11 protein-coding genes are annotated in these 13929 nt (G+C 55.9%); 1 reads left to right on the forward strand and 10 read right to left on the reverse strand.

The window, feature by feature from the left end; all coding sequences use genetic code 11:
• Window positions 1-158: 158 nt before the first annotated feature.
• The gene (bamA, locus tag DXU84_RS06915; RefSeq protein ID WP_119262342.1) at window positions 159-2582 is read left to right on the forward strand and encodes an outer membrane protein assembly factor BamA; all 2424 of its coding nucleotides are present in this window, start codon (window positions 159-161) and stop codon (window positions 2580-2582) included.
• 211 nt (window positions 2583-2793) lie between these two features.
• On the opposite strand, the gene DXU84_RS06920 is transcribed toward bamA, so the two are convergent.
• The 10 genes from DXU84_RS06920 to DXU84_RS06965 all read right to left on the reverse strand — a co-directional run bounded on the left by DXU84_RS06920 (window position 2794) and on the right by DXU84_RS06965 (window position 13883).
• On the reverse strand, window positions 2794-3180 hold the full coding sequence (locus DXU84_RS06920) for a methionine-R-sulfoxide reductase (protein ID WP_013578081.1): 387 nt from the start codon (window positions 3178-3180) through the stop codon (window positions 2794-2796).
• A 95-nt stretch (window positions 3181-3275) separates the two neighbouring features.
• Complete coding sequence (locus tag DXU84_RS06925) at window positions 3276-4646, reverse strand: efflux transporter outer membrane subunit (protein WP_119262443.1); 1371 nt, start codon at window positions 4644-4646, stop codon at window positions 3276-3278.
• Entirely contained in the window at window positions 4646-7762 is a 3117-nt protein-coding gene (locus DXU84_RS06930) for an efflux RND transporter permease subunit (protein ID WP_153375208.1), read from the reverse strand. The genes DXU84_RS06925 and DXU84_RS06930 overlap by 1 nt, the downstream gene beginning before the upstream one ends.
• Window positions 7762-8901, reverse strand: coding sequence for an efflux RND transporter periplasmic adaptor subunit (locus DXU84_RS06935; RefSeq protein WP_153375210.1), 1140 nt, complete (start codon window positions 8899-8901; stop codon window positions 7762-7764). Before DXU84_RS06935 ends, DXU84_RS06930 begins: the two co-directional genes overlap by 1 nt.
• A 126-nt stretch (window positions 8902-9027) precedes the next feature.
• Window positions 9028-9519, reverse strand: coding sequence for a PadR family transcriptional regulator (locus DXU84_RS06940; RefSeq protein ID WP_112151448.1), 492 nt, complete (start codon window positions 9517-9519; stop codon window positions 9028-9030).
• Between the two features lie 271 nt (window positions 9520-9790).
• Complete coding sequence (locus tag DXU84_RS06945) at window positions 9791-10372, reverse strand: membrane integrity-associated transporter subunit PqiC (RefSeq protein WP_153375212.1); 582 nt, start codon at window positions 10370-10372, stop codon at window positions 9791-9793.
• Window positions 10369-11964, reverse strand: coding sequence for an intermembrane transport protein PqiB (locus DXU84_RS06950; protein WP_153375214.1), 1596 nt, complete (start codon window positions 11962-11964; stop codon window positions 10369-10371). Before DXU84_RS06950 ends, DXU84_RS06945 begins: the two co-directional genes overlap by 4 nt.
• Window positions 11957-12580, reverse strand: a complete 624-nt coding sequence (locus DXU84_RS06955) for a paraquat-inducible protein A (RefSeq protein ID WP_013578088.1) — start codon at window positions 12578-12580, stop codon at window positions 11957-11959. Before DXU84_RS06955 ends, DXU84_RS06950 begins: the two co-directional genes overlap by 8 nt.
• The gene (locus DXU84_RS06960) at window positions 12577-13194 is read right to left on the reverse strand and encodes a paraquat-inducible protein A (RefSeq protein WP_013578089.1); all 618 of its coding nucleotides are present in this window, start codon (window positions 13192-13194) and stop codon (window positions 12577-12579) included. Before DXU84_RS06960 ends, DXU84_RS06955 begins: the two co-directional genes overlap by 4 nt.
• A 26-nt stretch (window positions 13195-13220) precedes the next feature.
• Entirely contained in the window at window positions 13221-13883 is a 663-nt protein-coding gene (locus DXU84_RS06965; protein WP_013578090.1) for a DUF3313 domain-containing protein, read from the reverse strand.
• Between the last annotated feature and the right edge of the window lie 46 nt (window positions 13884-13929).

A 13929-nucleotide genomic window follows, 5' to 3' on the forward strand; every position in this document is an offset into this window, starting at 1 on the left:
GTAATCTGTAATCCAACGTCATGTTTTACGAAAATCAAATGTTTGCCGCTGAACCTCCTATATATCCCACAGTCTGTTAGCGAGGTTATTTCTTCTGATAGCAAAATATTTTGTTAACAGGAATTTTTGTTAGTTGAAAAACGGCGAGCACGGATCACATGACAATGAAAAAATTACTCTTAGCGTCGCTGCTGTTCAGCAGTGCCCCGGTTTTTGCTGCCGGCGGGTTTGTCGTAAAAGACATTCACGTCGAAGGATTGCAGCGGGTCACCGTCGGCGCAGCCTTGCTGAGCATCCCCGTGCGCGTGGGCGATACGGTATCCGATGACGATATCAGCCAGACGATCCGTGCCTTGTTTGCGACCGGCAATTTTGACGATGTGAAGGTGCTTGAAGATGGCAACACGCTGATTGTTCAGGTGAAAGAGCGGCCAACGATTGCCAGCATTACGTTCTCGGGCAACAAAGCCATAAAGGACGAGATGTTGCAGCAGAACCTGGAAGCCTCAGGGATCCGCGTCGGGGACGCGCTGGATCGCACCACCATTTCGTCGATTGAAAAGGGACTGGAAGATTTTTATTACAGCGTCGGCAAATACAGCGCGAGTGTAAAAGCGGTGGTGACGCCGTTGCCGCGTAACCGCGTGGACGTGAAACTGGTCTTTACCGAAGGTGTGTCGGCAAAAATTCAACAAATCAATATTGTGGGCAATAAAGCTTTTACCAGTGACGATTTAATCGCCCATTTCCAGCTACGCGATGAGGTGCCGTGGTGGAATGTGATTGGCGATAAAAAATATGAAAAACAAAAACTGTCAGGTGATTTAGAAACACTTCGCAGTTTTTATCTCGACCGCGGTTATGCCCGTTTTAATATTGATTCCACCCAGGTCAGTTTAACGCCGGATAAGAAAGGGATTTATATTACCGTCAATATTACTGAGGGTGCGCAATATACCGTGTCCGGCGTAGTGGTGACCGGCGACATGGCCGGACATTCTTCCGAAATTGAATCGCTCGCCACCATTCCTGCCGGTGAATTGTATAACGGCGCGAAAGTCACCAAAGTGGAAGGTGACATCAAAAATCTGCTGGGCCGCTACGGCTATGCCTATCCGCATGTCACGACGCAAAGCGACATTAATGAAACGGATAAAACCGTGAAACTGCATATCAGCGTGGATACCGGCAACCGTTATTCGGTGCGCCGCATTCGTTTTGAAGGCAATGACACCTCGAAAGATGAAGTGCTGCGGCGCGAAATGCGCCAGATGGAGGGCGCGTGGCTGGGCAATGATCTGGTGCAGAAGGGCAAAGATCGCCTCAACCGTACCGGCTATTTCGAGTCGGTTGATGTGGATACCCAGCCGGTGCCCGGTTCAGCGGATCAGGTTGATGTGGTGTATAAAGTTAAAGAGCGTAACACCGGCACATTCAACGTGGGCCTGGGTTATGGCACCGACAGCGGCATCAGTTATCAGTTGGGCGTAACGCAGGACAACTGGCTGGGCAGCGGTAATACGGTCAGTTTCAGCGGCACGCGCAACTCCTATCAGACCTATGTCGAAGTCTCGGCCACCAACCCGTATTACACCGTTGATGGCATCAGCCTTGGCGGCAAAGTGTTCTACAACCATTACGACGCGGAAGATAACGATCTGGCGGCGTATAATCTGCAAAGTTACGGCACAGGCGTGAATCTTGGCCTGCCGGTCAGCGAAAACAATACGCTGAATCTGGGGCTGGATTATGTTCACAGTACGCTGAGTGATATGGAACCGCAGGTCGCGGTCTGGCGCTATCTCAATGCCAGCGGCGTACATCCGGGGCTGGTAACGACGTCCACCAACAGCGATGCACAACTGAGCACCAATGACTTCTTCGCCAGTGTTGGCTGGGCGTATAACGATCTTAACCGTGGCTTCTTCCCGTCATCCGGCACGCGCGCCAGCCTGGCGGCAAAAGTGACCACGCCTGGCTCGGACGATAGCTATTACAAAATCACCTTTGATGCCAACCATTACATTCCGCTGAGCGACAAATCGGACTGGGTATTAATGGGCCGCGCCAAAGCCGGTTACGCGGCAGGCATTGGCAGCAACGAAGTCCCGTTCTACGACAACTTCTACGCAGGTGGCTCCAGCTCGGTTCGCGGTTTCTCCTCCAACACCATCGGGCCGAAAGCGGCATATTACAAATGCAGCAGCGCTGACAGCTCGTATTCCACCTGTCCGGTGACCAAATCGACTGATGCGGTGGGCGGTAATGCGATGGCGATTGCCAGCGCGGAACTGTATGTGCCGACGCCGTTCATCAGCGAGAAATACGCCAGTTCAGTGCGTACCTCATTATTTGTCGACTCCGGTACGGTGTGGGATACGAGATGGAAAAATACCTCAGCGACCGAAGCCGCGGGTATTCCGGATTACAGTGACCCGACACATATTCGTGTTTCCAGTGGTATTGCGTTGCAATGGCAATCCCCGCTCGGCCCGCTGGTGTTCTCTTATGCGCAGCCGCTGGTGAAATATGAAGGGGACAGTGCGGAGCAATTCCAGTTTAATATCGGTAAGACGTGGTAATAATAACGCTGTCTTACAAAGTTATTACTTTTTACAGACGCAATGAGAATAGAAAATAAATCTGATTCAATTATAATGCCGGCATGATGTTTATTGAGCAACCCTTAGGGTAAAACATCATGCCATTATAATATTGTTGGAGTTCTTCCTTTTAAGGGCTGCCCCTGTGCGGCCCTTCTTTTTATTCGTTTATCACAGCAGAAATAAGCGATTATTCTGCTTTGTGGTAATTCCCTTGCGCATCGGCACTTTCAAAAATCATTGAAACGGAATTGACACAATGGCGCAGATTCTTCTCGGTTAAATATTCCCCCTCAAAGACATGCCCCAGATGTGCCTTGCAGTTGGCACACACAATTTCTGTTCTGCGGCCATCGGCATCCGGCACACGTTCTACCGCACCCGGAATTTCATCGTCAAAAGCGGGCCAGCCGCAATGGGATTCGAATTTGTGTTCTGAGGAATACAGCGGCGCAGAACATCTTTTACAGACGTAACGGCCCGGTGAAAAGTGGTCGTTATACTCACCGGTATTCGGGCGCTCTGTCCCTTTGTTTTCGATGACAAAACGTTCAAAATCATTCAGTTCTCTGTTCATTATCATTGCTCCTGGCAGGTGACATTGCAGCCTTATAGTGTAGCGCTATATTGGGGCGACATATCAAGCTGCAAGTGCCCTCCTGCCATAGTGTGCTATTTCACGCCGCCGCCCAGCGTCTGCCACAGGGTGATACGGTTTTCAAAATCAGTCTGTTGCAGGGCAATCAGGTCGGTCTGCGCCGACCACAGTGAACGCTGATCGGTAAGCACCGTCAGATAATCGCCCGCACCGGTTTCATAACTGCGGCGCGCCAAATCGTAACTGCGCTGTGCGGCCGCAACATATTGCTGCTGGGCATCCATCTGTTCACTGAGCGTGGCACGGCGGGCGAGGGCGTCCGCCACATCTTTAAAGGCGCTCTGGATGGCTTTTTCATACGCGGCAATCAGCCCCTTTTTCTCCGCTTCAGCGTAGCGCAACTGCGCGGTATTACTGCCGCCGGTAAACAGAGGCAGGCTCAGGCTGGGCGCGAACGACCACACATTGCTGCCGTGGCTGAACAGGTTCGACAGCGAACTGCTGCCGACGCCTGCGCTGGCAGTCAGCGAGAGCGTCGGGAAGAAATTCGCCCGCGCTGCGCCGATATCCGCATTGGCACTTTTCAGATTATGTTCCGCTTCCAGCACGTCCGGGCGGCGCAGTAATACCGACGACGAAATCCCGGCGGGCACCAGTTTGATGGCCTGCGGTGCCAGGCTTTCCAGCGTACCCGGCAACAGATTTTGCGCCACGGTGTCGCCTGCCAGCAGATTCAGGGCGTTGATGTCCTGCGCGACCAGCGTCTGGTAGCTGGCGACACTGGCGCGTGCCTGCTGATAAATCGCCATCGAAGAGCTGACGTCCGGCCCCGAGGCGACGCCTTCCTGTTGCCGCCGTTGCGTAATGCTCAGCGAATCCGCCGCGCTTTTCAGGGTATCCTGCGCCAGTTTCAGATTGCTGTTGTCCGCCGCCAGTGTGATCCACGCGGTGCTGGTTTCTGAAATCAGCGTCAGACGGGTGTTCTGCGCGGTCGATTCACTCGCCAGCCAGGTTTCTTTTGCCGCTGTGCTCAGGCTGCGGTTACGGCCAAACAGGTCGATTTCAAAACTGCTGACCGCACCGTCGGCGGTGGCGCTGCTGCTGACGCCTGCATCCTGCGTCCGGCTGCGGGTTTGTGAAAGCTCAGCATCCAGCGTCGGGAACAGGCTGGCGCGTTGCTCGCCATACAGCGCTTTGGCGGCTTCAATATCAGCAATCGCTTCCTGCAAATCGCGGTTGCTGGTCAGCGCTTTGGCCACCACGGCATTCAGGCGCGCATCGGCCATGATGCCCTGCCAGTCGCTCAGCACCGTGGTAGCCGCTGGCTGTGCGCCCTGCGCAGGCCAGACTGCAGGCACCGGCGCGGCAGGGCGCTGATAATCGGGATCCAGCGAGATACAGCCTGCCAGCAACATGGCCAGCGAAATAATACTCAGACGAAAAATCATGCTGACTCCTGCGCGTCTTTGTGACCGGTGAAGACTTTTTTCACCAGCACGAAGAACAGCGGAACAAAGAAAATAGCCAGTAAGGTGGCGGTCACGGTGCCGCCAATAATGCCGGTACCGATGGCGATGCGGCTGTTAGCCCCTGCGCCGGTCGCGACTGCCAGCGGCATCACCCCGGCGATAAAGGCCAGCGACGTCATCAGGATCGGGCGTAAACGGGTGCGGGCAGCGGAGAGCGCGGCAGCGGTCAGGGTGTTGCCTTGTTTGAGTGCTGCTTCGGCAAACTCAACTATCAGGATGGCGTTTTTCGACGACAGGCCGATGGTAGTCAGCAGCGCCACCTGGAAGTAAACGTCGTTATTCAGGACACGCAGTTCGGCGGCAAGGGATGCGCCAAGCAGACCGAGCGGGATCACCAGGATCACGGAGAACGGCACGGACCAGCTTTCGTACAGTGCGGCGAGACACAGGAATACCACCAGAATCGAGATGGCATACAGACTGAGCGCCTGACCGCTGGCGAGCTTTTCCTGCAGAGAGAGTCCGCTCCATGCCCAGGTTGAACCGGCGGGTAATTTATCCGCCAGCGCTTCCATTTTTGCCATCGCCGCGCCGGAACTGTAGCCGTCGGTGTTCTCGCCCTGGATCTCATAGGAAGTTGATCCGTTATAGCGCGCCAGACTTTCCGGGCCATAGGTCCAGTGGGTGGTGGCGAACGCGGAGAACGGCGTCATGCTGGTACCGTCGCTGCTGCGCACAAACCATTTATTCAGATCCGCCGGTTTGGAACGAAACTCACTGTCGCCCTGGATATACACTTCCTTGACGCGGCCACGGTCAATGAAATCATTGACGTAAGTGCCGCCCCACGCGCTGCTCAGGGTGGCAGTGACATCGCTGAGTGTCAGCCCGAGCGCCACGGCTTTGTTGTTGTCGATATCCACCTGCAACTGTGGCATTTGTGGCAAATCATTGGCGCGAACCGATTGCAGTTCCGGGCTTTTGGCGGCCAGGGCCAGCAGTTCGGTGCGCAGTTTGAGTAAGTCCGCGCGGCTGGTGCCGCCGGTAGCCATCAGCTCAAAGGTGAAACCGTTGCTTTGCCCGAGCCCGTCCACGGAAGGCGGCGTCATGGCGATGACTTTTGCGTCGCGGATCACCGCCAGATCCCGCATCGCGCGACCGGCTACCGCCTGCGCGGTGTTTACGGCACCCGGACGTTCATCCCAGTTCTTCAGTGACACAAACGCCATCCCGGCATTCTGACCGCTGCCGCTGAAGTTAAAGCCGGTGATGGTGAATATGACGTTGGTATTGGCTTTCTCTTTGCCGAGGAACCACTCTGTAACACGGGAATTGACGGCTTCGGTACGGTTCGCTGTCGCCCCGGCGGGCAGGGTGTATTGCACCATGACTTCGCCCTGATCTTCAGACGGCAGGAAGCTGGTCGGCAGTTGCCACATCAGCACACCCATCAGTGCGGCCATGGCGCCGTAAATCAGCGCCATCGCCACCGGACGGCGCTGCACATGCGTCACGCCATTTTCGTAGCGTTGCTCAGTACGCGAATACAAACGGTTGAAGCCACCGAAGAAACCACGGGTAGCCTGTGGTTTATGGCGCAGAAAAGCGCCGCACAGCGCCGGTGTCAGGGTCAGCGCCACCACCACGGAAAGTATCATGGCGGAAATAATGGTGACGGAGAACTGGCGGTAAATCACGCCGGTTGAGCCGCCGAAAAACGCCATCGGCAGGAACACGGCAGAGAGCACCAGCGCAATCGCCACCAGCGCGCCGGAGATTTCTCCCATCGACTTCTCGGTGGCCTCGCGGGCGGGAAGCCCTTCATCACGCATGATGCGCTCAACGTTTTCCACCACCACGATAGCGTCATCCACCAGCAGGCCGATGGCCAGCACCATCGCGAACAGCGTCAGGGTGTTAATGGAATAGCCGAACAGCGCCAGTACGCCAAACGTGCCGAGCAGTACCACCGGCACCGCCAGCGCGGGGATCAGCGTGGCGCGCAGATTCTGCATAAACAGATACATCACCACGATGACCAGCACGATGGCTTCGATCAGCGTTTTAATGACGTCTTCCACCGACACTTTAATAAATTCGGTGCTGTCTTTCGGATAGGCGACGTCATAACCTTTCGGCATGCTGCGCTGGTATTCGCTGATGGTGTTTTTCACCAGCGTGGCGGTATCGAGCGCGTTGGCGCCCGGCGATAACATCACCGCCATACCCGCCGCCGGATGACCGTTCAGCTGTGAAGACGCGGTGTAATCTTCGCTGCCCATTTCGACGCGGGCGATATCACTGATGCGCACCACCGCGCCGCCGGTATTGCCTTTAACAATGATGTTACGGAACTGCTCCGGCGTTTGCAGACGTGACTGGGCGCGCACCGTGGCGGTCAGTTGTTGTGAGGTGGAAGATGGCAGACCGCCAATTTTACCGGCGGAGATTTGCACGTTTTGCGCTTCGATGGCCGTTTCCACATCTGACGGCATCAGGTCATACGCCGCCAGTTTGGTGGGATCCAGCCAGATGCGCATGGCATATTCCGCACCAAACACCTGCAAGCTGCCGACGCCGCTGACGCGCGCCAGCGGATCCTGCATATTACTGACCAGCCAGTCGGCGATATCCGAGCTGCTGGTTTTGTCGGTTTTATCGTACACCGCCATGATCAGCAGGAAACTGGACTGCGACTTGGTGACCGTTACCCCGGCTTCCTGCACTTCCGTCGGCAGGCGTGATTCCGCCTGCTGGACTTTGTTCTGCACCTGGACTTGCGCGGTATCGGCATTGGTGCCCTGTTTGAAGGTGACGGTGATATCCACCGACCCGTCGGAACTGCTGCTGGAACTGAAATACAGCAGATTATCCAGACCGGTCAGTTGTTGTTCGATGACCTGCGTGACGCTGTTCTCCAGCGTTTCGGCGTTAGCCCCGGAATAGGTGGCTTTGATTTTTACTGAGGGAGGCGCGACGTCCGGATACTGCGCGACCGGCAGCGTGCGGATCGCCATAATCCCGGCCATCATGATCAAAATCGCAATCACCCAGGCAAAAACCGGGCGACGCACAAAGAAGCGGGAGAACATCAGGCGGCTCCTTCTGTGCTTTTCGCAGCGGCGGCGTTATTCACTTCAACCGGTTTCACCGTATCGCCCACCGTGACTTTGTCACTGCCTTCCACCAGCACGCGATCACCCGCCTGCAAACCTTTGACAATCAGCCAGTGGGTTCCGGTAGCCTCGCCGGTTTCGATATGACGTTGTTCGACTTTGTTGTCGGCGGTAACCACCAGCGCGGTGGCATCGCCTTTGGCATCCCGTGTCACACCTTGTTGCGGCGCGAGCACGGCATTTTCGACGACGCCTTCATCCACGTCAGCGCGGATAAACATCCCCGGCAGTAAAACGTGTTGCGGATTCGGGAACACGGCGCGCAGCGTGACCGAACCGGTGGCTTCATCGACCGCCACTTCGGTCAGTTCCAGACGACCTTTTTCGGGGTAGGTTGAACCGTCTTCAAGGGTGAGCGTGACACTTAAAGCATCGCTGTTCGTTGCCAGCGCGCGTTTACGCAGACTGAGCAAATCGGCGCTGGAACGGGTGAGATCCACGTACATTGAATCGAGATTTCGCACCGTCGCCAGCGCGGTGTCCTGCGCGGCAGAGACCAGTGCGCCCGGCGTAACGGAGGAAATGCCGATACGACCGGCAATCGGCGACGTGACCCGCGTCCAGTCGAGATTGATTTTGGCCGACTCCAGCGATGCGGCTTTTTCATCCACGCTGGCGCGGTCTTCTGCACAGGCCGATTGCGCATCTTCCGCATCCTGCTGTGACACGCCTTGCTCTTTCACCAGTACGGCATAACGGCGGGCTTTCTGGCAATCCGAGAGCACCAGCGCTTTGGCGCTTTTCAGTGCAGCGGCAGCCTGATCGTACGTCGCTTTATACGACGACGGATCAATCTGATACAGCGCCTGACCGGCTTTAACCCAGTCGCCTTCGGTGAATAAACGTTTTTGAATAATACCGCCGACCTGCGGCCGCACATCCGCCGTCAGTGTGGCGGTGGTCCGGCCGGTTAATTCGCTGACCAGATTGAACGATTGTGCTTTTAGCGTGACGACGCCCACTTCAGCGGGCGCGGCAGTGGGCTGAGCCGGTGGTGAATTATCGCAACCACTCAGCGCGATAAGTATCAATAAGCAGGAGAATCTTGAAGGCATTTTGGTGTCCGTAAATAATAAATAATATAATTAAAGGCAAAGGAGCCCCGGCTGTTTTATCGAAATAAAACAGTCAGGATCCCGTTAAAATTATTTAAAGATGTGCCGTTGTTTATAAATCAGGAATCATAAATCATGAATTTTCTTCGTGACCTCATTAATGTATTTAACCATCTGCTGATATATTTCCGGCGTGACCTCACCGTTATAGGCTTTCGTCCGTACGGTGATTTTTAAATTCTCAATGGCGTAAATTATTTCAGGTGCGGGCGGCGGGTTATTTTCAATCACGCGCTTTTTCATTTTTTCTTCTATGGCGCGGATTTCGTTTCTTCTTGCCGCCAGATATTCAGAACCGGCCGGTGTCATGGAAAACTGTTTTTTCCCGCCTTCTATTTCTGCGGCGGTGGCAAAGCCGTTGTCAACAATATGCGCCAGGATCGGGTAAATCACGCCGGGGCTGGGGATGTACACCCCCATAGAATAGCCTTCGATGGTTTTGATAATTTCGTAGCCATGCACCGGGTTTATCTGGATCAGATGCAACACAAACAGCGCCAGTTCCTGACGGGTGAACAGTTTGCTTTTACGCCGTACAGCAGGTTCGGTTTTGCTCATGATTTTTCTCCTTCGCTGATTGCCGACGACCTCAAGATATATCTTACAAGTTTGCAGGGCAAGACAGTGACGGAGCGGGAAACTAACGTAAGGATAGTGTTAATGTGTTGTTTTGTAATGACTAAATCATGATGGTGCTCTCAGGTTCGCCCCTGCTGCTGACACTTCTTAACAGTTCAGAACAGGGGTAACTGATTGATCTTGAGATAAACGGCGGAAAGATGCCGTAAACCTATTTTTGCCGTGTAAGCATTGCGAAAAAGTCCGGTTTTCAGCGGCAGTGGCGGCTTTTTATGGCATCTGAAACATCGGCGGCCAGTGCCGCAATCAGTTTCTGTTGCGCGGTGATAAGTTCCGGCACGCCACCCGTCACGTCAATCTGATGCTGTGAGCGACAGGTCAGCATTTTTGCATCTGCGCCAAAACGCAGTTGCCAGCGGGCTGTCAGACTGGCGTGACGTTGCGGCCAGGCATCCAGTTGCTGCACGGTTACGCGCAGGGTGATAACCGGTTTATCGGGCGGCGGTGTCAATTCGCGGATGTCTGTTGTATTCAGCGAGCGTTCAAGCTGCGCCGACAGCGCACTGCGTATTTCCTCCGGCAGCGGCGCAGCCCACAACGCGCTATCCGATATCACGATTTCGCCGTCACTTTTACGTATCACCAGTTGCGGCTGATTAAGCTGTTCAGGCACGGTCACCGGTTGTACGCGCAGCACAAATGCAGCCGGTGGTATCGCAGATGGCGCATTCTCCGCAGGTGTGATCAGGGTGTAATAATGAGGCGCAGGAGAGGCGCAACCGCTTAACCCCAGCAGGAGGCAAACCCCGGTTATCACGCGAAGGACATTCATGGTTGCTCCTTATTTTCACTGTTTCTTCCGGCGATCAGCGCCTGTGGCTGGCGCGTGAGCAGGCCGGTGAGGGTGCGCAGGGAATATAATGTCCGCTGGAATTCGGCCAGCGTTTGCAACAGCGGAGAGTCCGCTGCCAGCAGGGTTTGTGCGCTGCCCATCGTCTGATCGAACTGGCGCAGGGTTTGCGTGGTTTGTGGCAGAACCTGACGGTTCACCTGAATCAGCGTCTGATTGAGATTGCCCAGTGTGGCATTCAGATTGCTGCCAATCGACTCAATGGGCATTGTCGATAACTTGCCAATCAGTGTCGCGAGCTGTTCCTGCAGGTGATCAAAGCCGCCATTGAGTGTGGGGATCTGCAACGGTCGCACAGTCATATCAAAAGACACCGGCAGCGCCGAAGGCACAAAATCGAGCGAGATATACAACTGTCCGGTGAGCAGATTGCCGGTGCGCGCCTGCGCCCGCAGTCCGTGTTTCACCATGTCGCGCAGGAACGTGGCAGCCTGCTGCTGGCCGTCTTTTTCAGGTTTCGGCAGTTTCTCCTGCACATGCCCTAAGCGGTTCGGATACACCTCAATCGTCACCACCGAGATAAACCGCGAAGCGGCAGGGTCGTAATCGAGCTCAATCGCCGTGACTTTCCCGAGCTTCACGCTGGAAAACTCCACCGGCGCGCCGGTTTTCATGCCGCGCAGCGACTGCTGGAAGCGCAACTGCAACACCTGCGGCGTGCCGTCCGGCGGGGTCATTGCCGAGGCCTGATCGTCTGCCAGCGTATATACGCGGTGGCTGGCTGCCGGTTTTGCCGTGCTGTCGTCGGGCGGATTGGCAAACGCGATGCCACCGGCTATCACCGACGCCATGGTCTGCGTTTTGATCTGCAAACCTTCAGAATCGAGTGATAAATCCACGCCGCTGGCATTCCAGAAACGGGTGGCGGAAGTGACGAACCGGTCATACGGCGCATCGATAAATACGTTCAGGCTGACGCCTTTGCCGTCAGGGCGCAGCGCATAGGAAGAGACCCGCCCGACCGGCACGCGGCGGTAATACACCGCCGAACCGATATCCAGTGAACCCAGATCGTCGGCCACCACTTCAAACTGTTTGCCGGGCATCCCGTTGATCACCGCCGGGGGCGATTCCAGCCCCTGAAAGTCACTGCCGGATTTCTGCGATGTGCCGGTATCAAGGCTGATATACGCGCCGGAAAGCAGGGTATCGATACCCGATACGCCGCCCATGCCGATGCGCGGACGCACGACCCAAAAACGGGTGTCCTCCCTGGGCAGATTTTCGGCGTTTTTCATCAGTGAAACGGTGACCAGCACGCGGCGGCTGTCGGGGCTGAGCGAAATCGATTTCACCCGCCCGACCGTGACGTCTTTGTATTTCACTTCGGTTTTACCGGCTTCTAATCCGCTGGCGGTCTGAAAAGTAATGGAGATTTCCGGGCCGGTATCCGCCCAGTCCTGTAACAGCAAAAACAAACCCACTGATGCCGCTATGGCGGGCACCAGCCAGATCAGCGAGGGGCGAAAACGGCGCGGGACAATGTCCGGCGGGGGTGAAGCGTGTTCAGTCATTATTCTGATTTTCCCAGAGCAAACGCGGGTCGAACTTCAGGGCAGCCAGCAGGGTGAAGATCACCACTGCGCCAAAAAAAACAATACCGATGCGCGGTTCGGCAGTGCTGAGGCCGGGGAACTGCACCAGCGCTGCGATCATCGCGACCACCATCACATCGAGCATCGACCAGTAACCGATATGTTCCGTCAGGCGGAACAGGCGCGAGCGACGAAGCTGACCGGAAGCGGGACGTCGTTGTACCGCGATCAGCAGCCCGCCGAGGATCAGGAACTTGGCACACGGCACGACAATGCTGGCGGTAAAAATGATTGCTGCGATGATGTAATCACCGGCATCCCAGAACCCGGCGATACCGCCCAGAATGGTGCTTTCACTGCCGCGACCGGCAAAACTGTTGTACATCACCGGCAGTAAATTGGCGGGCAGATACAGCAACAGCCCGGTGAGCAGCAATGCCCATGACTGGCTGAGGCTGTCCGGCAATCGCGGATGCAGCGGCGCATGGCAGCGCGGACACGGCAACGCCCGCACGCCAGGCACTTGTTCGCAGGCCAGTCCGCAGACATGACAGCGCACGATGCCCTGCGTTAATGCGTGCGGAACCGGCGTCATTCGCGCTGGCCTTTCAGCGTTTTGAGGCTCCACAGCGGGTGGAAATCCTGATGGTTGATCACCGGTAATAACAGGCACAACCCGAGCAGCGCCCATGTGCCGGGGCCGGGGGTGATTTGCACCAGTCCCGAGAGTTTGATGGCGGCGATAAGAATGCTCAGCAACGCCACTTCCGCCATGCTCCAGGGCGCCAGCCCGGCCAGCAAACGCATCGCAGAAGCGAGCCCCGGCGCGGCTTTTTTCCGGCAGGCGTGCCATAACACCCAACCCAATAAGAGAATTTGCAGACACGGACAGACGATGATCAGCATGGCCAGCGGAATGGCCAGTGGCGATGCGTAGCTGTACGCCAGCGCCATCGCGGTTTGCCACAACGTTGCCGCCTGCACCTGACCATGAAACTGAATTTCCAGCACCGGAAAGGCATTGGCGATAATGAAAAACAGCGCGGCGGTGACCGTCAGCGCAAACCATTGTTCCAGACTCAGCCAGCTTCCCCGATACAGTACGGCACGGCAACGCTGGCAATGTGCGGCCTCGCCGGACCGCACAGGTTTTCGGGTATACAGACTGTCGCAATGTTTGCAAACGACCTGCTGCGGATAGATTTTCATGGTGATGTCCTGTGTCCTGCCGTCACTTATTTCAGTTGTGCCTGCAACTGTTCCGCGCCTTTATCCAGCCCGGTTTCGGCCGCACTCAGCGCACCCCAGGTCGCGCCAATGTTCAGCGAGTTCGGGTATTGCTTCGCGATATAAGCCTTCAGCAACTGATTGGAGGGGGCGTCATAAATTTCCACCGCATAACTCACGGAGCCGGTGAATGAACCCTGTTTGCCGCGCACTGACTGCACGATGTTGTACGGCCCGCCCATCAGATCAAAGCGGGTGAACGTGCCCAGAAACGCGGTGGTGGTTTGCGCGCCGGTGAGCGTCAGCCGGATGCGTAAGGTGCCTGGGGTAATAGCGTTGGTCAGCGGGAAACGCCCGCCGACACTTTTGCCGAACTGCTGCTGCATGTACGCCGCCAGTTGCTGTTTTTGCTCCGCCGTGACGTCATCAAACTGGGCATCCTTGCCCTGATAAATCACCACCGGATCGAGGATCGCGCGGCTGTATTTATTCCAGTCCGTCGGGGTGTTGTAGCTGTATGCGATATGGCCTGAATCGTCCTGGGTATCAGGTTTCATTTGTGGAGAAGAGGTGACCCCGGTGTAGGGCACAGGCTGGGTACTCGCGCACCCGGTGAGAAAACCCAAAGAAATCAAAGCCGCCAGAGAATAGCCGTGAACGGATGCAGACATTTTTCCTACCTTTTTAAGAATCGTCGCGGGACGTCGGTTTCGGTTT

The sequence above is a fragment of the Rahnella sp. RcJ3 genome (genome assembly GCF_009498575.1).
Classification (GTDB): domain Bacteria; phylum Pseudomonadota; class Gammaproteobacteria; order Enterobacterales; family Enterobacteriaceae; genus Rahnella; species Rahnella aceris.

What these genes read in the sequence shown, in the direction of transcription:
- DXU84_RS06945 (WP_153375212.1), bottom strand. Translation starts at nt 10,372, where the DNA reads ATGAATGTCCTTCGCGTGATAACCGGGGTTTGCCTCCTGCTGGGGTTA.
- DXU84_RS06965 (WP_013578090.1), bottom strand. Translation starts at nt 13,883, where the DNA reads ATGTCTGCATCCGTTCACGGCTATTCTCTGGCGGCTTTGATTTCTTTG.
- DXU84_RS06920 (WP_013578081.1), bottom strand. Translation starts at nt 3,180, where the DNA reads ATGAACAGAGAACTGAATGATTTTGAACGTTTTGTCATCGAAAACAAA.
- DXU84_RS06960 (WP_013578089.1), bottom strand. Translation starts at nt 13,194, where the DNA reads ATGAAAATCTATCCGCAGCAGGTCGTTTGCAAACATTGCGACAGTCTG.
- DXU84_RS06950 (WP_153375214.1), bottom strand. Translation starts at nt 11,964, where the DNA reads ATGACTGAACACGCTTCACCCCCGCCGGACATTGTCCCGCGCCGTTTT.
- bamA (WP_119262342.1), top strand. Translation starts at nt 159, where the DNA reads ATGACAATGAAAAAATTACTCTTAGCGTCGCTGCTGTTCAGCAGTGCC.
- DXU84_RS06935 (WP_153375210.1), bottom strand. Translation starts at nt 8,901, where the DNA reads ATGCCTTCAAGATTCTCCTGCTTATTGATACTTATCGCGCTGAGTGGT.
- DXU84_RS06955 (WP_013578088.1), bottom strand. Translation starts at nt 12,580, where the DNA reads ATGACGCCGGTTCCGCACGCATTAACGCAGGGCATCGTGCGCTGTCAT.
- DXU84_RS06930 (WP_153375208.1), bottom strand. Translation starts at nt 7,762, where the DNA reads ATGTTCTCCCGCTTCTTTGTGCGTCGCCCGGTTTTTGCCTGGGTGATT.
- DXU84_RS06940 (WP_112151448.1), bottom strand. Translation starts at nt 9,519, where the DNA reads ATGAGCAAAACCGAACCTGCTGTACGGCGTAAAAGCAAACTGTTCACC.